Below are 21,218 nucleotides of genomic sequence, written 5' to 3' on the forward strand. Positions count from 1 at the left end.
GAGCAGATCGAAAAGGGAGTTCCCGATGGGCGAGAGGCTGGCACGCTGGTGCGTCGACCACCGGCGATGGATCTTCGCGGCGATGGCTCTGCTGGTGGTCACCCTGGGCGCCCTGATCCCGCGCATCCAGATCGATACCGACCCCGAGAACATGCTCCCGGCAGATCAGGCCGACCGCGTGCTCCACGACCAGGTCCAGGAGCAGTTCAACCTTCACGACATGATCGTCGTCGGCCAGGTCAACGACGACCACCCCGAGGGTGTCTTCAACCCGGACTCCCTCGCCGCCCACTACCAGCTCACCCGGGCTATCGAGCAGATCGACGGCGTCGTCCGGCGTGATCTGCTCTCCATGGCCGCCGTGGACAATGTCGAGCAGGCGGCACCGGGGACCATCGACTACGACTGGCTGATCCCGGCGCCACCGGAGAGCCAGGAGGAGGCCGACCGCATCCGCGCCGCCGTGGAGCGGCTGCCCATGTACCAGGGCACGCTCGCCTCCGAGGACGGCACCGCGGCGGGCATATTCGTGCCCATCGAGAGCAAGGATCACAGCCACCGCATCGCCGGCGAGATCCGCGCCGCGGCCGAGGCGATCGGCGTCGAGGACGAACTCCACATTACCGGCCAGCCCGTCGCCCAGGACACCTTCGGCGTGGAGATGTTCCAGCAGATGGCCGTCTCGGCACCGCTGGCCGGGCTGATCATCTTCCTGGTGATGCTCTTCTTCTTCCGCAACATCCCGCTGGTCATCGCCCCCATGCTCCTGGCCCTGACCACGGTCATCGCCACCATGGGGCTGCTCATCGGCACCGGGTTCACGGTGCACATCATGAGCTCGATGATCCCCATCTTCCTCATGCCCATCGCCGTGGTCGCCTCCATCCACGTGCTGTCGAACTTCGCCGACCGCTACCGACCCGGCGATGACCCCCGTGCGGTGATGGCCGGCGTCATGGAGCGGCTCTACAAGCCGGTGCTGTTCACCGCCCTGACCACCGGCGTCGGCTTCGCCTCGCTGATGTTCACGCCGATCCCGCCGGTGCAGGTCTTCGGCGGCTTCATCAGCTTCGGTGTGCTGCTGGCCCTGGTGCTGACTCTCACCTTCATCCCGGCCTATGTCGGTAGCCTCTCGCGCAAGAACTTGGACCGCATGGCCGAGCGGGTCCGGCGCCAGCAAAACGACACGGAAGGATCCCGCATGTGCGCGGTGCTCGACGCCACCGGCCGCCTGGCCGTGCGCGGCCGGGCTTGGATCGTCGGCGCACTGGTGGGCCTGGTGGCCATCGCGGTCTTCGGCATCACCCAGATCCAGATCAACGACAATCCAACCCGCTGGTTCAAGGCCAACCACGATATCCGTGTCGCCGACGAGGTCCTCAATGACCGATTCGCCGGGACCTACGAGGCGTACATCCGGCTGCGCCAGACCGGCCTCGAGGAGGTCGCCGAGCGGCTCGATGCCGAGGCGCAGGCGATCCTCGAGGCGGCCGAAGCCGAGGGATACGACCTGGCGGAGCGCTGGGAGCGGCTGCAGGCCGAGACGACCGACGAGGGCCCGATCGGCGACCGCATGGAGGCACTGGCCACCGAGATCGATGACCTGCTCTTCGAGGTGGATCGCGACGAGGCCGAGCACTGGGAGGACCTGCTCGACGCCGTCGAGGCGGCCCGGACCGAGACCCGTGCCTTCCAGAACCCGGAGCACCTGGGCTGGATCGTCGATCTGCAGGAGCACCTCGTGGGGGCCGGCGTGGTCGGCAAGGCGAACTCGCTGGCCGATCTGGTCCGTACCGTCAACCGGGAGCTGATCAGCGGCGAGCCGGAGGACTACCGCCTGCCCGGGACCTCCGGCGGCGTCTCCCAGGCGATCCTGAGCTTCCAGGGCTCCCACCGCCCCCACGACCTATGGCGCTTCGTGACCCCGGACTACACCGAGGCCAACGTCTGGCTCCAACTGCCCAGCGGCGACAACCAGGACATGGCCCGGGTGCTCGAGGCCGTGGACCGTTTCGTCGCCGACCAGCCGCCGCCGGAAGGCGTCGAGCTAGACTGGGCCGGCGCCACCTACATCAATCTGGTCTGGCAGGGCGAGATGGTCGAGGGGATGCTCTTCGCCCTGCTCTCCGCCTTCGCGGTGGTGCTGGTGATGATGATCGCCCTATTCCGCTCCCTGACACTGGGCCTGCTGGCGATGCTCCCGCTGACGGTCACCATCGCCTTCATCTACGGGGTCATGGGGCTGGTGGGCAAGGACTACGACATGCCCGTGGCGGTGCTCTCGTCGCTGTCTATCGGGTTGTCGGTGGACTTCGCCATCCACTTCATCCAGCGCCTGCGCATGGCCCTGGAGCAGACCGGCGAGTGGCGCAGCGCCCTGACCCAGGTCTTCCGCGAGCCAGCCTGCGCCATCACCCGCAACGCCATCGTCATCGCCGTGGGCTTCCTGCCCCTACTCGCCGCCCCGCTGGTGCCGTACATCACCGTCGGCACCTTCCTGGCCAGCATCATGGCCGCCTCGGCGCTGGTGACCCTGCTGGCGCTGCCGGCGATCATCAGCTTCGCCCCCGGCCTCTTCTTCCCCCACGCCCGGCAACCGGCGCAACCGCAACAGGAGGTGTAAGCCATGGACCGAACCCTGCACAGCCCCAAGGACTCCGTCCCGGCAGGCAACCCGCGCCGGCGCGGGCGGAACGCGCTGCTCACGACCCTGCTGCTCGCCTTCCCCGGCCTCGGCGCCCTGGCCGCGGAGACGCCGGAGGTGGGGGACATCGTCGAGCGGGCCAACCTCGCCGCCTACTACGCCGGCGAGGACGGCCGGTCCGAGGCGCGCATGCGCATCGTCGACGAACGCGACCGCACCCAGACCCGGCAGTTCACCATCCTGCGCCGGGATGTCGAGGACGGCGGCGATCAGCAGTACCTGGTGGTCTTCAGTCGGCCGTCGGAGTTCCGCGGCGTCGTCTTCCTGGTGGAGAAACACCCCGGCGGTGATGACGACCGCTGGCTCTACCTCCCGGATCAGGACCTAGAGCGGCGCATCGCTCCGGGCGACAAGCGGACCAGCTTCGTCGGCTCCCACGTCTTCTACGAGGACGTCTCCGGACGCCACCTGGAGGACGACGACCACGAGCTGGTGGAGGTCACCGACGACCATTACAAGGTGCGCTCTACCCCGCGGGATGGCGGGAATGTGGAGTTCGCGGCCTACACCACGTGGATCGACCGCGAGACCTACCTGCCACTGACCACGGAGTACGAGGACGACGATGGCACCGTTTACCGGCGCATCGAGAGCTCTGATGTGGAAGAGATCGACGGCTACCCGACACCGATGCGCATGCGCGTCGAGGACGAGCGCATGGGGGGCCACACCGAGGTCCAGTTCCGCGGCCAGGAGTACGACCTGGGCCTGCCGGAGAGCGTCTTCACCCAGCGCAGCCTGCGCAACCCGCCCCGCGACTGGCTGAGGAGGTGAGCGAGGATGAGCCCGGCACACGCGAGAAGCGTCCGTCTCCGCCGACGCCACGCCCTGCCCGGCTGGCTGGCCGGCCTGGCCCTGGCGGCCGGGACCGGCACACCGGCCCTCGCCGACTGGGACGACGACCCGTGGGCCGATGACCCCTGGGAGGAGGAGGAGCAGTGGCTGCCCTTTGAAGTGGACGGTTTCGTGGAGCTCGCCGGCGGCCACCACCTCCGGGACAACCGCCTCCTCGACAAGGACTACAACCTGGCCGAGGCCCGCCTGCGCCTGGAGGCACGGGGCGACTGGCGCCGCTTCGATCTCCGCGTCCGCGGCGACGCCGTTGCCGATCAGGTCACCGAGGAGGTACGCGGGGAACTGCGCGAGGCCCGGGTGGCCTTCCCGCTTGGGCAGCGACTGGACATGCGCGTCGGCCGCCAGGTGCTGGCCTGGGGCACCGGCGACCTGCTCTTCATCAACGACCTCTTCCCCAAGGATTTCAACTCGTTTCTCACCGGCCGCGACGAAGACTATCTGCAGGGTCCGTCCGACGCGGTACGCGGCACCTGGTACGGCGACAATGTGACCCTCGACCTGGTCTGGACCCCGGTCTTCGAGCCCGACGACTACCCCGACGGCGAGCGACTGAGCTTCTTCAGCTTTGACCCCAACAACATGCGCAGAACGGTAGACGCACCGCGCACCGACGACCCGGAGACCTTCCCCGACGACGGCGAGCTGGCGGCACGGCTGACCCACCGTATCGGCAGCGCCGAGCTGGCCGGGTACTTTTACCGCGGCTTCTTCCCGCAGCCGGAGCAGCAACTGGATAATGGCCGCGTCACCCACGCCCGGCTCAACGCCTACGGCGCCAGCATCCGCGACCGGATCGGGCCGGGCATCGCCAACGCCGAGGTCGGTTACTACGACTCGGTGGACAACCGCGACGGGGACCGCAGCGGCGACGTGCCCAACTCGGAGGCGCGCCTGCTGCTCGGCTACACGTGGGAGGCGGTCACCAATCTGGACGTAGGCCTGCAGTACTACCTGGAGTGGCTGCAGGACCACGACGACCTCGAATCGGCCTGGAAGGACCAAAACCGAGACATTGATCGTCTGCCCGAAGAGTACCGCCAGGTGGTCACCACCCGGCTGACCTACAGCATGTGGCGGGACAACCTGACCTGGTCGCTGTTCGCCTTCTATTCACCGGACGACGCGGATTACTACCTGCGTCCGTCCGTGCGCTACCGCGCCTCCGACGCGCTCACCTACTCCGTGGGCGGGAATCTATTCGGTGGCGATAACGAGCACACCTTCTACGGCCAGTTCGAGCGGGATTCCAACCTCTACGCCCGGGTGCGCTATCGCTTCTGAACCCTCCCGTGCACTCGCCGGCGTGGCCCGCCCCGCAACCGCGGCGGCCCATGCCGGCGGCTGCGGGGTGCTCTACGACTGCTGGCAGAAGAGTTCGTAGAGGCGCTCGAGCAACGCCTCGGTCTCGGGGCTGGCCAGGCGGTAGTAGATGGTTCGCGACTCGCGCCGGGTGGCCACGATCCCCTCCTCGCGCAGGCGCGCCAGCTGCTGGGATAGCGCCGGCTGGCGCATCTTCAGGAGCTGTTCCAGCTCCCCGACGGAGCGCTCGCCGGCGACCAGATGGCAGAGGATCATCAACCTCCGCTCGTTGGCCAGGGCCTTGAGGAAGGTCGCGGCCTCGGCGGCCCGCGAGTCCATCTCCGTCGGGTCCGGGATCACGCCCTCATCGGGGGCGCTGCTCTGGATCTCTGGCTGCACGGTTTCCGTCGACATGGTCGGCTCCGGACTGCTTCGCGAATACAACGCGGCTCTCAGCCGTCAATGACATTGAAATAGTATCCGAGGTGATCCTGCTTTTCGGGATCGTCATCCACAAAGCGCAGGGTCATGCGCAGGATGTCGGTGTCCTGACGCTTCTCGCCCGCCTGCAGGGCGTGGATGTAGGCGTTCATCCGGGATGTCCGCCCGTCCTCCTCGGTGGTGAAATCGAAGGTGGCCTGCTCGAGCAGGGTCGGCATGCGCTCGGGGCGCTTGAAGACCACCACGACCTGGTTGAAATCGATCTCCTTGACCAGGCAGCCGATCGTCCCGCCTGAATGGCGCACTTGGGCGATGACCTTGTCGCGGGGCACCGCACGTTCCTTGCGGGCGCCGCTACCGCCGGCACCGGTCTCCAGCCGTTCAGCGATATTCAGATCCCCGGAAAGCCCCCCGGCGAGCACCGCCGCCGAGTCGCCGCCCTGCACCTGGGTCTCGCCCCCGCCGAGCTTTTTCAACGCCTTGGCGGAGACACCCAGCGACTTGGTCAGTGCACGGGTGACGACTTCGTAGAGCTTTTCGTTGGTAAACGGCTTGACGATGTAGTTGGTGGCGCCACGCTCCACCGCCTGGACCACGTGCTCCCGGTCCCCGCGGCTGGTGATCATCACGAAGGGCACCTCGGCCAGGTTCTCGTCGGCGCGCATCCATTCGAGAACCTCGAGGCCACTCACCTCGGGCATCTCCCAGTCACACAGCACCAGATCAAAGCCGCCCGTGGTCAGCTTCGCCTGCGCCTGCCGTCCATTGGCGGCCTCGTGTACGACGAACCCAGGGTAGCCGAGCTTGACCCCCTTTTTCACCAGATCCCGGGTAAAGGTCGCGTCGTCCACGACCAGGATGTGGAGTTTCTTCGCCATGGCGCCTCCTACGGGTGCCAGGTCAGCTTATCAAATCCCTGACCCTTTTCCGTAGGAGAACGCCTCGCGTCCCAGCTCGATTGCCTGACGCGCTAGCCGAAGACCGCCTCCTGGGAGTAGCCATCCCGCTCCATGAGTTCACGCAGGCGCCGCAGGGCATCGATCTGGATCTGACGGACCCGCTCGCGCGTCACCCCGACCTGCGCGCCCACCTGCTCAAGGGTGTAGCGTTCGTGTCCGTTGAGCCCGAAACGCCGCTCCAGCACGGCGCGCTGCTTGTCGGTGAGGACCGAGAGCCAGTCCTCCAGGTGCTGCATAACCTCGCCATCTTCCAGCGCGCTGTCCGGCACGCTCTGCGTCTCGTCGGGGATGGCATCGAGCAGCACCCGGTCGGAGTCCTTGCCGATGGGGACATCCACCGAGGTGGTCCCCTCGTTGAGGCCGCGCATCCGCCGGACGTCCTCCGCTGAGCGGCCCATGGCCTCGGCGATCTCGTCGACCGTAGGCTCGTGATCCAGTGTCTGCGTCAGCCGCCGCTGGGTGCGCAGGTACTGGTTGATCTCCTTGATGACGTGGATCGGCAACCGGATGGTGCGGGTCTGATTCATGATGCCGCGCTCGATGGTCTGCCGGATCCACCAGGTGGCGTAGGTGGAAAACCGGAACCCGCGCTCGGGATCGAACTTCTCCACGGCACGGATCAGCCCCAGGTTGCCCTCTTCAATGAGGTCGAGGAAGGCGAGCCCGCGGTTCATATAGCGCCGGGCGATCTTGACCACCAGACGGAGATTGCTCTCGATCATGCGAGCCCGGGCCGCCGCGTCGCCCTGCTGGACTCGACGCGCCAACGTGACCTCTTCCTCGGCGGTAAGCAAAGAGGCGTGCCCGATCTCGTTGAGGTAAAGCTGCGTGGCGTCCAGCGCCGTCCGGCACTCGGCACTGGATCGATTCCTGCTGCGAGGCCGGCGTTCCGGCTCGGGCTCGCTGGCCCCATCCATGCCCCCAGGCTGCATCAGCTCCATGGGGTCATCCGTCATCGGGGTATCCTGCTCCGTCTCCGAATCAGCGTACGGGTATACGCTGCCAACCGCGGTATCGAGGGTCATCGCGGACCTCCCAGTGGTCTCTGCAGAACCGCTCGCCGGGCTTCCAAGCCCGGCTCCTTGGGCAGCCGATGGGGGATCGGCTCCTTGTCAACTCCCGGTGCTAGCGCACCGCCCCCAAGAACCCTTTGCCGAGGAGACCTAACCCCTTGTTTTGATGATCGTTATTTGAAACGGAATCAACTCGGCCTATGGTTAAGTTATTACCAAACCATCGCCAGCGCAACAAGAAAAGTGTGAACCGTTAACCCCTTTTCACAAATCGCGCGCAGGCAGGTAATCCTCCGGGTCGACCACCTCTCCGTCGATGCGGATCTCGAAGTGCAGGCTGGCCTCATCAGCCCCGGGGGCTCGCCCCATCTCGGCGATGGGGTCGCCGCCGCTGACCCGCTCGCCCTCCGCCACGTTCAGGGCTCGGTTGTAGCCATAGGCCGACAAGAAGCGGTCATCGTGCATGACGATGACCAGGTTGCCGTAACCACGCAGACCGCTGCCACTGTAGACCACTTCACCATCGGCCGCGGCGCGCACCGTGTCCCCCTCCGAACCGCCGATCTGGATGCCACTCTTGCCACCGCTGTCGGTGGCGTAGGAGCGCCGCACTTCACCGTCGGCCGGCCAGACCCAGCCGAGTTCGTAGTCCGGCGCATCGTCCGGCGGCGGGGGCGGCTCCCGGGTCGTATCCTCGGTCTGCCCCGGGGCCGTATCCGCTGCGTGCCCTCCCGCAGCACCCTCGTCGCTGGGCGGATTGAGCACCAGGTAGGCCCCGGCCTGGATCTCGTCCGGGTTGGCCAGCTCGTTCCAGCGCTGCAGCTGCTCGACCCGCAGCCCGTGCCGCCAGGCGATGCGGCCGAGCGTATCGCCTGGCTGCACCTCGTAGAGATAGATACGACGGTGTCCGTCCTCTTCCCAGTCCCCGTCCCAGAGCGTCGCGCACCCGGGCATCAGCAGGAAGATCAGTGCCCAGGCCAGCGCTCGCGACGGGTTGCCCACCATGGGACGGCTATCCGTGTTTGACCCACAGCATTCCGAGCAGCAGCAGGACGACACTGATCCAGCCGATCCGCTCGACGTGGCGCAGGAGCCAGGGCTCAAGCCGGGCTCCTCCCCAGGCTACCAGCCCCGCTACCAGGAAGAACCGTGCCCCACGCCCGAGCAGCGACGCGACCACAAACGGAACCAGGGCAACCCCGGTGGCACCGGCCGCCACGGTAAAGACCTTGTAGGGGATCGGCGAGAAGCCCGCCACCAGCACCACCCAGAAGCCCCAATCCTGGAACCAGTCCACCGCTGTCCGATAGGCCTGCTCGTAGTCGGCAGCCGCGATCCAGGGCTCAACCAGATAGAGGGCGAAGTGGCCCAGGGCGTAGCCGATCAATCCACCGAGCACGGACCCCACCGTGGCGATCAGGGCGAAGGCCGCCGCCCGGTTCGGCCGCGCCAGGGACATCGGCGCGAGCAAGACATCCGGCGGGATCGGAAACACCGACGACTCGGCGACGCTGAGCCCACCCAGGGCCCAGGGGGCCCGGCGGTGACCCGCCCACCGTACCGTCCAGCTGTACAGCGGTCCGAACAGTCGCACTCAGATCCGCCCCTCAAGCATCGGCACGAAAGAGACCCCGGCCGCCCGACGCTGCTCGTACTCGTCGCCACGACGATCCACCACCAGCAGCTCCTGGTAACCGGCCCCGCCAATCGGCGCCACCAGACGTCCCCCGTCGGCAAGCTGCTCAAGCAGCGCCTCCGGTAGCGCCTCCGGCGCCGCGGTCACGATGATGCCGTCGTAGGGGGCGTACTCGGGCCAGCCCTCGTAGCCGTCCCCGTGGCGGAGCTGGCAGTTGAACAGGCGGGCGGTGTGCAGCCGCTCGCGGGCCTTGCGCAACAGCGAGCCGATACGCTCGACGCTGTAGACCCGAGGCACGAGCCGGGCCAGTACCGCCGCCTGGTACCCCGAGCCGGTCCCCACCTCCAGCACGCGCTCCGGCACCCCTTGTTCGAGCAGCAGTTCCGTCATCCGCGCCACCACCCAGGGCTGGGAGATGGTTTGCCCCTCGCCGATGGGCAGCGGGGTGTTTTCGTAGGCGCGGCTCTCCAGGGCCTCGTCCACGAAGAGGTGGCGGGGTACCTCGCGCAGCGCCGCCAGCACCCGTTCATCGTGGATCCCCTGGGCGGCCAGCGCTTCCACCAGCCGGTCCCGGGTCCGCTGAGACGTCATGCCGATACCGGTTGCATTCCGCTCGCGCATCACCAGGTCACCCCGTCCAGCCAGCCGCGGACCTGCTCCAGCCCCTGATGCCGGGTCAGGTCGACCTGAATCGGCGTCACCGAGACGAAGCCGTTGCGCACCGCGTAGAAGTCGGTCCCCGGGCCGGCGTCCTGTTCCGAGCCCGGTGGCCCCACCCAGTAGATGGTGCGACCGCGCGGATCGTGCTGCTTGATCACCGGCTCGGCCCGGTGGCGGCAGCCGAGCCGAGTGGCGTGGAAGCCCTGGATCTCATCCCAGGGCAGATCCGGCACGTTGACGTTGAGGATGCTATCCGGCGGCAGCGGATCATCCTGGATCTGCTCGAGCAGCTTGACGGCCACCCGCGCCGCCGTGTCGTAGTGGACCGGCGCCCAGGTCCCGGCCAGGGAGATGGCCACCGCCGGCAGCCCCAGGTAGCGCCCTTCCATGGCGGCCGCCACCGTGCCGCTGTAGAGCACGTCGTCGCCCAGATTGGCACCGGCATTGATGCCGGAGAAGACCATGTCCGGATCCTCCTCCAGCAGCCCGGTGAGCGCCAGGTGCACACAGTCGGTCGGTGTTCCCTGGACCCGGTAACGGTGGGGCTCGATCTGATTGACCCGGATGGGGTCCTCAAGCGTCAGCGAATTGCTGGCTCCGCTGCGGTCCCGTTCGGGCGCCATCACGGTCACCCGCGCCACGGTGCCGAGCCGTTCGGCCAGGGTCAGGATCCCCTCGGCCTGGTAACCATCATCGTTGCTGATCAGAATGTACATCTCGCTCCTGCAGGCGCAGCCTCGAACACACAGTTGCCGCCAAGATTGGCAGTATAACGTGTCGGGGAGCACCACCGTGGGGTTGGGCATGAGCAACGGGCAAGACGACAGCGGCGACTCCCGCGACCCGGCGGACGAGGCGGCCGTGTTCCGCCGGGCCATGGCCGGCGTGCGCCGTTACGAAAACGACCGGGCCGATACGCGACCGCCTCCCCCGCCGCCCCGCCCTGCCCAGCGTGAAGCCGACGAACGCCGGGTTGTCGAGAGCCTGCTCGATCCCCCGCCCGACCCGGCGGAGGTCGAGACCGGCGAGGAACTGCTCTACTACCGCGCCGGGGTCCAGCGACGCGTGATCCGACAGTTACGCCGGGGGCACTACCCGCCGGCGGCCCAGCTGGATCTGCACGGGCTAACCCGGCGCGAGGCCTACCGTGAGCTGGTGCTCTTCCTAGCGAGCGCCGCTGATCGCGGTTTGCGTTGCGTGCGTATCATCCACGGCAAGGGACGCGGCTCGCGACAGCCGCAACCGGTGCTCAAGGTTTCGGTGGATCAATGGCTGAGGCGCCGCGACGACGTTCTGGCCTTTGCCTCGGCCCCGGAGAGCGATGGCGGCACCGGAGCCGTCTACGTGCTGCTGCGCAACCGGGGCTAGGAGCCGCGTCCCCGGCCGCCGGGGACGCGGGCCTCACTCCTCCGCGGTATCGAGGATCTCAGCGACCACTGTGGTGGCGTAAGCCCCGGCGGTCAGGGTGAACTCAAGCGAGAGGGTATCCGGCGCGGGCCAGTGCCAGGCCAGCCGCCGAGGCATCAGGCGCAGCGGCCGCCGGTCGGCGCGAACGCCCCGCTGGGCGAGCGCGCCGAGCAGCTCTGGCTCTTCGGACAGGACCTCGGACTCGAGGGTGGCCACCTCGCCTCTCGGCCCGTCGCCCTCGACCCCCGGCAACGGCCCAGTGGGGTGGACATCACCCTGGACAACGCGGCGACGCAGCGCGGCGTCAAGCACCTCCACGGGGAAGTGACTGCCGGTGCCATCGAGGGCTGCTCGCTCTCCGGGCCGCACGACATCCCAGCTACCCGCCGCCACTCGCCGCGCCAGCACACGATTGAACAGGTCCGAGCGCACCGCGGAGATCAACAGCCCCCGCACGGTGCGCCCCCGCACCGGCTCGCCATCGAGCAGCCAGGCACGGGCCTGCTGCAGATTGCGGCCCCCGCGCCCGAACCGCTGCGGGCCGAAATAATTGGGCACCCCGCACCGGGCAATGGCCAGCAACCGCCGCTCCACCGCCCGGCGCGGCGCGGACACGTTGCGCATAAGCAGGCTGAAGCGGTTGCCGCTGAGCGCTCCGCGCCGCAGCTTGCGGGCATTGCGTGTGGCGCTGACGACCTCCAGGCCGTCGTCCAGGCAGCCCGGCGCGAGGGCCGGGCATGGCTTCGGCGCGTGAACGGAGAACCACTGCGTGGTGACCGCGTGCCGGTCCTTGAGGCCGGCGAAGCTCACCGCACCCCGCGCCACGCCGGCCTGGGATGCCAGCAGCCGGGCGACCGCCTCGGTGGTCCAGCCCCTCTTGCGAATCTGGAGCAGGCAGTGCTCTCCACCGCCGGAAGGCCGGAACGGGAGGATTTCATCCACCCGGAAGTCCTCGGGACAGGCGCGCAGTCGCGCCTTGCCCAGGGGACCGCCGAAGGCCCGGATCAACCCCGCCCCGGGGCCGATTCCACCAGGACAACGGCCATCGCGGCGATCCCCTCGCCACGCCCGGTGAAACCGAGCCGCTCGCTGGTGGTCGCCTTGACGTTGACCGCCCCGGGCGCCAGCTCCATGGCATCCGCCGTGGCCTGACGCATGGCATCGATGTAGGGGGCCAACTTGGGGGCCTGGGCAATCACGGTGCCATCAACGTTCACCGGCACCCATCCAGCCTCCGCGGCCAACCGCAGCGTTGATGCCAGCAGGCCGGTGCTGTCCGCATCCCGCCAGCGCGGGTCGTCGTCCGGAAAGTGGCGGCCGATATCCCCCAGTCCACACGCTCCGAGCAGGGCATCCGTGACCGCGTGCAAGAGCACATCGCCGTCCGAGTGGGCCTCCAGCCGCTTGTGGTACGGAATGGCCACCCCGCCCAGCCGAAACCCCTCGCCCTTGCCGCCGAAGCGATGAACATCAAAACCCTGCCCGACACGAATCACGCCGTTCGCTCCCTCTCTGTGGCCGCCCGCTGCGCCGCGAGCACGGCGGCAGCCAGATCCAGGTCAGCCTGGTGAGTGATCTTCAGATTGCCGGCCTCGCCGGTCACCAGACGCGGGTGACCGCCGTGCCACTCCACAGCCTGCGCCTCGTCGGTGACGGCGACACCGGCCGCGAGGGCCGCATCCAGTGCCGCGGAAAGACGCTCCAGCGGGAAAAGCTGCGGCGTCTGCGCCTGCCATAGCCCGTCCCGAGAGACGGTGGCATCCACGCACCCCGCGGCGGCACGCTTGAGGGTATCGCGCACGGGGGTCGCCAGCAGCGCCCCATCGGCGGCCGGGCCACCCTCCTCGATCAGCCGGTCCAGCTCCGCCGCGCTGAGACAAGGACGCACGGCATCGTGGACCAGCACGCGGTCCTCCGGCCCGGCGATCCCGCTTAGGTAATCCAGGGCCGCCCGCACCGAATCGCGCCGCTCGGCGCCTCCATCAACACGGTGCACGGGCTTGTCCGGCAGCTCGTCGGCCAGGCCCAGGGCATTCCAGTAGCCGTCGTCGGCAGCCAGCGCCACGACAGCCCCGGCTACCTTTGGGTGCCCGAGCAGGCGCTCCAGGGCCCAGCCGATAACGGGCCGACCCAACAGCGAACGGTACTGCTTGGGGCCATCCCCGCCCCCCATACGCCGACCGACACCCGCCGCCGGTATCACCGCCCAGTAGCGCGCCATCACTCCTCCACGACCTGGTAGAAGACCTCATCCTGACGGATCATGCCGAGCTCATAGCGTGCCCGCTCCTCGAGGGCCTCCGTGCTCTCCTTGAGGTTTTCCACCTCGGCTGCCAGGGCCTCGTTGCGCGCCTCGGCCCGCTCGTTCTCCGCCTGCTGCGCGGCGACTGCGCTGCGCAGCTCAAGCAGGCCGGGGATGCTGGCCTGCCCGAACCAGAGCTGGCCCTGCAGCAGGATCAGCAGCACGCCGAGCAACCCGTTCACCCAACGCATGGCGCCCTCCCGCGACGGCCCCACGCGGTGGTCACCGGCCTACCCCTGCTCGGGGCGGAGCGCGTCGCGACCCGCGTAACGGGCATCGTCGCCAAGCTCCTGCTCGATGCGCAGCAGCTGGTTGTACTTGGCCACCCGATCCGAGCGGCACAGCGAACCGGTCTTGATCTGGGTCGCCCGCGTCGCCACGGCCAGATCGGCAATCGCCACATCCTCGGTCTCGCCCGAACGGTGGGAAACCACCGAAGTGTAGCCGGCCTCGTCGGCCATGCGGATCGCCTCCAGCGTCTCGGTCACCGTACCGATCTGATTGAGCTTGATCAGGATCGAGTTGGCGATGCCGCGATCGATCCCCTGGCGCAGGATCTGCGGATTGGTGACGAACAGGTCGTCGCCCACCAGCTGCACCCGGTCCCCGAGGCGCTCGGTTAGGATCTTCCAGCCGTCCCAGTCGGACTCATCCATGCCGTCCTCGATGGAGACGATCGGATACCGGTCGACGAGCTGCGCCAGGTAGTCGGCAAAAGAGGCCGCATCGAAGTCACGACCCTCGGAGGCGAGTCGATAGCGGCCGTTGCTGTGGAGCTCGGAGCTCGCCACGTCGAGAGCCAGGGCCACCTGCTCACCAGGCTGATAGCCGGCGCGCTCCACGGCCTCGATGATGGCCTCCAGCGCCGCCTCGTTGGAGGGCAGATCCGGGGCGAAGCCACCTTCGTCGCCGACGGCCGTGGAGAGTCCGCGCTCGTTGAGGACCTTCTTCAGGGCGTGGAAGATCTCGGCGCCACAGCGCAGGGCCTCGGAGAACCGATCGAACCCGAGGGGCATGATCATGAACTCCTGGATGTCCACGCTGTTGTCGGCGTGCTCACCGCCGTTGAGGATATTCATCATCGGTGCCGGCAACTGAGCCGAGGAGCCCTCCTGCTGGAGGTGGCGGTAAAGGGGCAGTCCGCGGCTGCGCGCCGCCGCCTGGGCCACGGCCATGGACACGGCGAGGATGGCGTTGGCACCGAGGCGGTCCTTGTTGGGGTTGCCGTCAAGCTCGATCAGCTGCCGGTCCAGGGCGGCCTGATCGTCAGCACTGACGCCCTGCAGCGCCTCGCGGATGGTGGTATTGACATTCTCCACCGCGGTGCGCACCCCCTTGCCGTTGTAGCGCGCTCCGCCGTCACGCAGCTCCACCGCCTCACGGCTGCCGGTCGAGGCCCCGGAGGGGACCGCGGCGCGGCCGAAGCTGCCGTCATCCAGCCAGACATCCGCCTCGACGGTGGGGTTGCCGCGGGAGTCCAGTACCTCGCGGCCGATGACACGCTCGATGTTCGCCATGATTCAGTCGCTCCTTCATTGCTCGGCGAATCCCCGCTCCTTGACCACGCGATCCAAGGCGATCAGCGTCTCAAGGAGTTCGCGCATCCGCTCCAGTGGCCACGCATTCGGGCCGTCGGACAGCGCGCGTTCGGGATCCGGATGGGTTTCCATGAACAGCCCCGACACGCCGGCAGCCACCGCGGCCCGCGCGAGCACGGGAACGAACTCCCGCTGGCCGCCCGAGGCGTGACCCTGGCCACCGGGCAACTGCACCGAATGCGTGGCGTCGAAGACCACCGGCGCCTCGGTGTCACGCATCACGGCCAGCGCCCGCATGTCGGAGATCAGGTTGTTGTAGCCGAACGATACCCCGCGCTCGCAGACCAGAATCTGCCGATTGCCGGTGGCGCGCGCCTTGTCGACGACGTGAGCCATATCCCAGGGGGCGAGGAACTGCCCTTTCTTCAGGTTGACCGGGAGCCCGCAGGCGGCCACCCGCTGGATGAAGTTGGTCTGGCGACAGAGAAAGGCCGGGGTCTGGAGGGCATCGACCACGGAGGCGACCTCGTCGAGCGGGGTGTCCTCGTGGACGTCGGTGATCACCGGCACCCCAAGCTCGCCGCGCACCCGCTCAAGTACCCGCAGCCCCGCCTCCATGCCGGGGCCGCGATAGCTCTGGGCCGAGGAGCGGTTGGCCTTGTCAAAGGACGACTTGTAGATCAGCGGGACGCCGAGTTCGCGGCAGAGTTCGCGCAGCTCGTGGGCACTGTCCAGCGCCAGCTGCTCGGACTCGATCACGCAGGGGCCGGCGATCAGGAACAGCGGCTGCTCGAGGCCGGCGCGGAACCCGCAAAGCTCAATGCTGCTCATAATTCAGGGCCTGCGCAGTACCGTCGCGACGGGCCATCGCTGCCCGCACGAAACTGGCGAACAGCGGATGCCCGTCCCGGGGCGTGGAGGTGAATTCCGGATGGAACTGACAGCCGATGAACCAGGGGTGGTCGGGTAGCTCCACGACCTCGACCAGCCGGCCGTCCTGGGACCACCCCGAGAAACTCAGGCCCGCTTCGGCCAGGCGCTCACGGTAGTGGTTGTTGAATTCGTAACGGTGGCGATGGCGCTCGACAATCCGATCCTTGCCGTAGACCTGATTGATCAGGCTCCCGGCGCCAAGCCGACAGGGCTGCCCGCCCAAGCGCATGGTGCCGCCCAGGTCGTCGGCCTCACCGCGCTGCTCGAGGTCACCGTCGTCGGTCATCCACTCGGTGATCAGACCGATCACCGGATGGTGCGGGTGGCGGATGAACTCGGTGCTGTGGGCGTTCTCCAGCCCCGCCCGGTGCCGTGCATACTCGATGACTGCCAGTTGCATGCCCAGACAGATGCCGAGGTACGGTACCCGATGCTCCCGAGCATAGCGCACGGCCTCGATCTTGCCCTCGATACCACGCTGCCCGAAGCCACCCGGCACTAGGATCGCGTCCGCCCCCTCCAGTGCCGCGCACCCCTCGCGCTCCAGGGACTCCGAGTCGACGTAGCGGATATTCACCCGCTGCCGGGCTTGGATACCGGCGTGACGCAAAGCCTCGTTGAGAGACATGTAGGCGTCGGTCAGGTCGACGTACTTGCCAACCATGGCCACCGTCACCTCGCCCTCCGGGTTGGACATGATTTCCACGACCCGGTGCCAGTCCCCCAGGTTCGCCGGCGGCAGCTCCAAGCCCCACTTCTCGGCGACGATGTGATCCAGCCCCTGCTGATGCAACTCCTCGGGGATCTGATAGATGTTCGGCACATCCAGCGCCGCGATCACCGCGCGCGGATCGACGTTGGTGAACAGGGCGATCTTGCGCCGCTCCTCCTCGGGGATCGGGTGCGCCGCGCGGCAGACCAGGATATCCGGCTGGATGCCGATCGAGCGCAGCTCCTTGACCGAGTGCTGCGTCGGCTTGGTCTTCATCTCCCCGGCGGTGCCGATGAACGGCACCAGGGTCAAATGCATGAACAGGCACCGCTCACGCCCGAGCTCAGTACCCATCTGACGGATCGCCTCGAGGAAGGGCAGCGACTCGATATCGCCCACCGTCCCACCGATCTCGACCAGCGCGACGTCGACATCGTCGGCACCCTCCTGGATGCAGCGCTTGATCTCATCGGTGACGTGGGGGATGACCTGCACAGTACCACCGAGGTAGTCCCCACGGCGCTCCTTGCGGATCACGCTCTCGTAGATCCGGCCCGTCGTGAAGTTGTTGCGGCGACTGACCGGGGCACGCACGAACCGTTCGTAGTGACCCAGATCCAGATCCGTCTCGGCCCCGTCGTCAGTGACGTAGACCTCGCCGTGCTGGAAAGGGCTCATCGTCCCCGGGTCGACATTGATGTACGGGTCGAGCTTGATCAGGGTCACGCTCAGGCCGCGCGCCTGGAGGATGGTCCCCAGGGAGGCGGCCGAGATGCCCTTGCCCAGGGAGGAAACCACGCCACCGGTAATGAATAGATAACGCGTCATGGACAGAGCCAGCCGAGGGAAGGGTGAACCGGGAAACGGAATGGCGGAACCTTACCAGAAGGGGGGTAGGCCCACAACGCACCCGGCGGCTCAGGAGTCTCCGCCACGCGGCCCTTCGGAGCCGAAGCAATCGCTCAGGACGTTGATGAGTTGATCCACGGCGGCCCGCGAGGTGACGTCGAGCCGACGATAGACCGAGATCAGGCGCACCTCCCCCTCATCGAGAGTGAAACGGGACGCCGAATACTCGGCACCACCCGACTCGGCCAGCACCTCACCGGGGTGCATCGGCCCCTCGCCGTACTCCAGCCAGCCGTGGCGCACGCCCAGCGCCCGGGCGAGAAGGGCGATGTGCTCCCGGGTGGGGAAGTTCTGGCCCTCGAGCCAGCCGCGCGCCGCCTGCTTGGATACCCCGACCATACGACCCAGCCGGGCATACTCCCGCGGACCGACTCCACACCGGTGGAGGGCTTGGCGGAGTCGTTCGGCGAACTGGGCCCGCGCGTCTTCAGATCCAGGATGACATGCCATCGTCGCAGGCTAAGGAGGGCGGTCGAAAAAGGCAGTTGCCATCGACAACCGATGCTTGTCGTCGGCAGCCGGCACGGACGACGCGCCCAGCCAGGGTGCGCTATGATGCCCGCATGTACAGGCTCGCCCGCATCCTCGCCGCTGCCCTGCTCGCCACCCTGCCGGTGGCGGCCGCCAGCTCGTGGCCCGATGACCCACAGGCCGAGATGGATGTCCGCCTGCACCCCGACGATGGCCGGCTCGAGGGGCGCCTGACTCTGCAACTTCCGGACGAGGGACCATTCTCCCTGGCTGTCGGGCCGGGATACCGCATCGACGAGGTGGCGCTCGACGCCGGTAGCGCGGAGAAACTGGGCCAACGGGGGGTCATCCTGCGCCCCGGGGAGGCCACTGAAGCCCGGCTGCGCTGGTCCGGCGAACCCGGCGAGGAAAGCCGGGGTGCCCACCTGCGACCCGAGGGCGCCTGGCTCGCCGCGGAGGCCGGCTGGTACCCCCGCCCGGCGGAACGGCGTACGGGCTACCGGCTGAACGTCACTGTGCCGGAACCTCTCCAGGTGGTGGCCGAGGGAACGCGCGTCGATGAGCGCATTTCAGACGGCCTGCGCCGCGTCGAGTTCCGCCATCCGGCGCCAGCGCGTGGCATCACCCTGTTCGCCGGCGAATGGGAGCAACGCAGCCGATCCGTCCGTCACGGGACCGTCCACACGTTCCTCCCTGAACACCTCGCGGAGCACCACGACCTCTACCTGGAGAAGACCGGGGCCTACCTGGACGAATACAGCGACTGGATCGGCCCGCCACCGCACGAGACCTACTCGGTGGTCGCCGCACCATACCCCGTAGGCCTGGCTTTCGCCGGATTCACCGCCCTCGGCGAGCAGGTCATCCCCCTGCCCTTCATCCCGGAGACGTCGCTGCCCCACGAAGTCGTCCACAACTGGTGGGGCCGCGGTGTCTACACCGACTACGACGAAGGGAACTGGAACGAGGCCCTGACCTACTACATGGGCGATTACCACCAGGCCGCGCAGCGGGATACCGAGCAAGCGCAGCGCCTGCGAGGAGACTGGCTGCGCAGCCAGGCCGCGCTCCCCGATGCGGCTGACTATCCGCTCAGCGAGTTCCGGCACAACCGGGGGACGGTCGACGAGATCATCGGCTACCAGCGCGGCGCCCAACTCTTCCATACCCTGCGCCGAAGCCTCGGCGAAGCGGCTTTCGACCAGGCAGTGCGCCGGTTCTACGCCCGGCACGCCCACCAGGAGGCTAGCTGGTCGGACCTCGAGACCGCCTTCGCGGGAGCTGCGGAGGACGAGGGCGCGGACGCCGAAACCGTCCCGGCGCTGTTCGAGTGGTTCCTTTCGGCCACCCGCGCCCCGGATCTGGAACTGGATGAACGCACGCTCGAGGTCGCCCACGAGGGGGACGACCGCTTTCGGATCCGGGTAGACATTGCCTGGGATGAGGACGGCTACCCGGTCTCTGTCCCCGTCGTGCTTAAGGGCGAAGACGGCCGTCTGGACGAACGGGACATCCGCCTGCAACCGGGGGAGCGAACCCGGATCGAGTTCACCAGCGAGACCGCTCCCCGCTACCTACAGGCCGACCCGGACCACCACCTGTACCGCCAGCTGGCCCTCGGTGAGGGAGTCTCCATCCTGCGCGACACCCTGCTGGCCGAGTCCGTGACCCTGGTCGCTAGCTGGGACGGCCTGGAAGCAGCCGCCGAGCGGGCGCTGCGCGGCGAGGTCGAGCCCGGCGCCCCGGATCGCGACCGCCCCCTTCTGATCGTCGGCCCCAGGGAAGCGGTCAGCGAACACCTCGAGGCGATCAAGGCCTGCGTCACTGATCGGATCCGGCCGGTGGACCGTTCCCCCGTCGCCTGGGCCAGCACCACCGGGGGCGGACAACCGCTGATCGCCCTCGCCGCCGAGGACGCCGAAGAGGCTCGCGAGGCGCTGCAGCGTCTGGCGCGCTACGGCCGGCACAGCTACGTCGGCTTCGGTAGCGGCCACGATGCCGAGACCGGGCTCTACAACCCCGCCGACCGCCACGGGCTGCGCCTGCCCCTGGCCGATCAGCTGGACGCCGACTGACCCGCGACACGAGGCGGTTGCCACAGCAGTCGCACCCCCGGCATGGCCCGGCACGATGGGGCCACGCCGTAGCCCGGCACGGCGATCGGGCGATGACCGGAGAAGACCACCGGAACCCGGCTGCGCTCCCAGGGCGGGACACCCAACCGCTGATACAGGCGCTGCAGCCTGCGCCGGGCATCCGCATCCAGCACTGCGGCACGGAAGACCACCGTCACCCCCTGCGCAAGGAGTTGTCCGTCGATACCCCGCGGGCTCCACCGCGCTGACAACGTGCCCCCGGCCAGGCTCAGCGCCCCCCGGCCAAACCAGGAGCACGGCTCCGGATCGGGATCCGCGCCCAACGACTCGGCGGGCAGCAAGTGGAGCCGCCCCCGGTAGCGGCGGATGCACCCGTCCGGCCAACGCAACTCCGGCTGAGCCCCTTCGCCCGATTCAAGTAGCGCCTGCACGCCGACGGCCAGCCGCCGGCCCGGCGGCGGACGGTGCCCGGAACGAACCAGCCAGTGGCGAAGCACGGCCTGACGCCGATACGGCGCCAGTCGCAGCAGCTCAGCTACCGCCGGGCGCCCGTCGGCGGCACGCGCCGCCGCCAGATCGCTGTCCAGGTAGCCATCCAGCAAGGCCTGATCCGCCTGCAGGGCAGCCACCCCCGCCTGCAGGCGGCCAGCTGCATCCGGCCAGCGCGCCGCCAACGCCGGCAGCACATGCTCGCGCAGATAGACCCGGTCATGGGCAGGATCCCGATTGGCCGGATCCTCGATCCAGTCCGCACCACGGGCCTGCAGGTAGGCCGTCAAAGAGGCACGCGGCACCTCCAGCAGCGGCCGCGCCAACCGACCCCGCCCCAGCGGTCGGGTTGTCGGCATGGCGCACAGCCCGTGCAGCCCCCCCCCGCGCAGTGCCCGGAGCAGGAAGGTCTCGGCTTGATCCTCGGCGTGGTGCGCCAAGACAAGGCACTCGCCGGGGGCCACCAGGGCACTGAAAGCCCGGTAGCGCGCCTCCCGGGCGGCGGCCTCCAGGCCCTGACCGACGGGGGAAGGCACATCCACGCGGCGGCACTCGAGTGCCACCCCCAGGCGCTGGCACACGGCCCGGCAATGCTCCGCCCAGCGGGCCGATCCGGCGTGCAGGCCGTGATCGATATGGACTGCACCCAGCGGCGCTGGCAACTCATCGCGACCTTCGGCCAGGGCGTGAAGCAGTGCCGTGGAATCCCGCCCGCCGCTGAAGGCGACCCGGTAGCCCGCGGCCGCGGGGGCCAGGGCCAACAACCGCGCCACCAGCGCCCCGGGGTCGAGCAC

The 21,218-nt window shown here is 68.4% G+C and carries 21 protein-coding genes; 5 read left to right on the top strand and 16 right to left on the bottom strand.

Annotated features, from left to right (window positions below; genetic code table 11):
• Positions 1–25 precede the first annotated feature (25 nt).
• From LRG07_RS01375 to LRG07_RS01385, 3 genes are read left to right on the top strand one after another with little or no spacing between them, the layout of a single operon-like run.
• A complete protein-coding gene (locus tag LRG07_RS01375) occupies positions 26–2,623 on the top strand; it encodes an RND family transporter (protein WP_238641603.1) in 2,598 nt (865 codons plus the stop codon).
• A gap of 3 nt (positions 2,624–2,626) precedes the next feature.
• Positions 2,627–3,478 carry an outer membrane lipoprotein-sorting protein gene (locus LRG07_RS01380; protein ID WP_238641604.1) on the top strand — a complete coding sequence of 284 codons (852 nt, stop codon included), beginning with the start codon at positions 2,627–2,629 and terminating at the stop codon, positions 3,476–3,478.
• A gap of 6 nt (positions 3,479–3,484) precedes the next feature.
• The gene (locus LRG07_RS01385; RefSeq protein WP_238641605.1) at positions 3,485–4,840 is read left to right on the top strand and encodes a hypothetical protein; all 1,356 of its coding nucleotides are present in this window, start codon (positions 3,485–3,487) and stop codon (positions 4,838–4,840) included.
• A 72-nt stretch (positions 4,841–4,912) separates the two neighbouring features.
• Here the strand turns inward: LRG07_RS01385 and LRG07_RS01390 are convergent, their stop codons facing one another.
• The 7 genes from LRG07_RS01390 to surE form a co-directional block, all read right to left on the bottom strand.
• On the bottom strand, positions 4,913–5,272 hold the full coding sequence (locus LRG07_RS01390) for a metalloregulator ArsR/SmtB family transcription factor (protein ID WP_201170521.1): 360 nt from the start codon (positions 5,270–5,272) through the stop codon (positions 4,913–4,915).
• Positions 5,273–5,310: 38 nt separating this feature from the next.
• Positions 5,311–6,177, bottom strand: coding sequence for a response regulator (locus LRG07_RS01395; protein ID WP_201170523.1), 867 nt, complete (start codon positions 6,175–6,177; stop codon positions 5,311–5,313).
• 92 nt (positions 6,178–6,269) lie between these two features.
• Positions 6,270–7,283 (bottom strand): RNA polymerase sigma factor RpoS, encoded by a 1,014-nt coding sequence (gene rpoS / locus LRG07_RS01400; RefSeq protein WP_201242613.1) that lies wholly within the window; start codon positions 7,281–7,283, stop codon positions 6,270–6,272.
• 252 nt (positions 7,284–7,535) lie between these two features.
• Positions 7,536–8,276 carry a peptidoglycan DD-metalloendopeptidase family protein gene (locus LRG07_RS01405; RefSeq protein WP_238641606.1) on the bottom strand — a complete coding sequence of 247 codons (741 nt, stop codon included), beginning with the start codon at positions 8,274–8,276 and terminating at the stop codon, positions 7,536–7,538.
• Positions 8,277–8,283: 7 nt separating this feature from the next.
• Positions 8,284–8,865 (bottom strand): YqaA family protein, encoded by a 582-nt coding sequence (locus LRG07_RS01410; RefSeq protein ID WP_238641607.1) that lies wholly within the window; start codon positions 8,863–8,865, stop codon positions 8,284–8,286.
• Positions 8,866–9,528, bottom strand: a complete 663-nt coding sequence (locus tag LRG07_RS01415) for a protein-L-isoaspartate(D-aspartate) O-methyltransferase (RefSeq protein ID WP_201170528.1) — start codon at positions 9,526–9,528, stop codon at positions 8,866–8,868.
• A complete protein-coding gene (gene surE / locus LRG07_RS01420) occupies positions 9,528–10,283 on the bottom strand; it encodes a 5'/3'-nucleotidase SurE (protein ID WP_201170529.1) in 756 nt (251 codons plus the stop codon). Before surE ends, LRG07_RS01415 begins: the two co-directional genes overlap by 1 nt.
• An 88-nt stretch (positions 10,284–10,371) precedes the next feature.
• On the opposite strand from surE, the gene LRG07_RS01425 reads away from it, so the two are divergent.
• Positions 10,372–10,935: a Smr/MutS family protein gene (locus LRG07_RS01425; RefSeq protein WP_201170531.1), complete on the top strand. Its 564-nt coding sequence runs from the start codon at positions 10,372–10,374 to the stop codon at positions 10,933–10,935.
• A gap of 33 nt (positions 10,936–10,968) precedes the next feature.
• Here LRG07_RS01425 and truD read toward each other — a convergent pair whose 3' ends face one another.
• The 8 genes from truD to LRG07_RS01465 form a co-directional block, all read right to left on the bottom strand.
• Entirely contained in the window at positions 10,969–11,982 is a 1,014-nt protein-coding gene (gene truD / locus LRG07_RS01430; protein ID WP_255773080.1) for a tRNA pseudouridine(13) synthase TruD, read from the bottom strand.
• Entirely contained in the window at positions 11,979–12,467 is a 489-nt protein-coding gene (gene ispF / locus LRG07_RS01435; protein ID WP_338018474.1) for a 2-C-methyl-D-erythritol 2,4-cyclodiphosphate synthase, read from the bottom strand. Before ispF ends, truD begins: the two co-directional genes overlap by 4 nt.
• Positions 12,467–13,198 carry a 2-C-methyl-D-erythritol 4-phosphate cytidylyltransferase gene (gene ispD / locus LRG07_RS01440; RefSeq protein WP_201170535.1) on the bottom strand — a complete coding sequence of 244 codons (732 nt, stop codon included), beginning with the start codon at positions 13,196–13,198 and terminating at the stop codon, positions 12,467–12,469. Before ispD ends, ispF begins: the two co-directional genes overlap by 1 nt.
• Positions 13,195–13,467 carry a cell division protein FtsB gene (ftsB, locus tag LRG07_RS01445; protein WP_201170538.1) on the bottom strand — a complete coding sequence of 91 codons (273 nt, stop codon included), beginning with the start codon at positions 13,465–13,467 and terminating at the stop codon, positions 13,195–13,197. Before ftsB ends, ispD begins: the two co-directional genes overlap by 4 nt.
• 39 nt (positions 13,468–13,506) lie before the next feature.
• Positions 13,507–14,793: a phosphopyruvate hydratase gene (gene eno / locus LRG07_RS01450; RefSeq protein WP_238641608.1), complete on the bottom strand. Its 1,287-nt coding sequence runs from the start codon at positions 14,791–14,793 to the stop codon at positions 13,507–13,509.
• Positions 14,794–14,808: 15 nt separating this feature from the next.
• Positions 14,809–15,636, bottom strand: coding sequence for a 3-deoxy-8-phosphooctulonate synthase (kdsA, locus tag LRG07_RS01455; protein WP_338018475.1), 828 nt, complete (start codon positions 15,634–15,636; stop codon positions 14,809–14,811).
• Positions 15,632–17,287 (bottom strand): CTP synthase, encoded by a 1,656-nt coding sequence (locus LRG07_RS01460; RefSeq protein ID WP_201170544.1) that lies wholly within the window; start codon positions 17,285–17,287, stop codon positions 15,632–15,634. The genes kdsA and LRG07_RS01460 overlap by 5 nt, the downstream gene beginning before the upstream one ends.
• A 90-nt stretch (positions 17,288–17,377) precedes the next feature.
• Positions 17,378–17,707, bottom strand: a complete 330-nt coding sequence (locus LRG07_RS01465) for a helix-turn-helix transcriptional regulator (protein WP_201242617.1) — start codon at positions 17,705–17,707, stop codon at positions 17,378–17,380.
• A gap of 224 nt (positions 17,708–17,931) precedes the next feature.
• Between LRG07_RS01465 and LRG07_RS01470 the strand changes: the two genes are divergently transcribed.
• The gene (locus LRG07_RS01470) at positions 17,932–19,914 is read left to right on the top strand and encodes a M1 family metallopeptidase (protein ID WP_238641609.1); all 1,983 of its coding nucleotides are present in this window, start codon (positions 17,932–17,934) and stop codon (positions 19,912–19,914) included.
• Here the strand turns inward: LRG07_RS01470 and tilS are convergent.
• Positions 19,896–21,218 carry a tRNA lysidine(34) synthetase TilS gene (gene tilS / locus LRG07_RS01475; protein ID WP_201170550.1) on the bottom strand — a complete coding sequence of 441 codons (1,323 nt, stop codon included), beginning with the start codon at positions 21,216–21,218 and terminating at the stop codon, positions 19,896–19,898. The two genes, LRG07_RS01470 and tilS, sit on opposite strands and share 19 nt — an antisense overlap.

Origin of the sequence: Halorhodospira sp. 9622 (genome assembly GCF_022228025.1) — a bacterium.
GTDB lineage: Bacteria > Pseudomonadota > Gammaproteobacteria > Nitrococcales > Halorhodospiraceae > Halorhodospira > Halorhodospira halophila_A.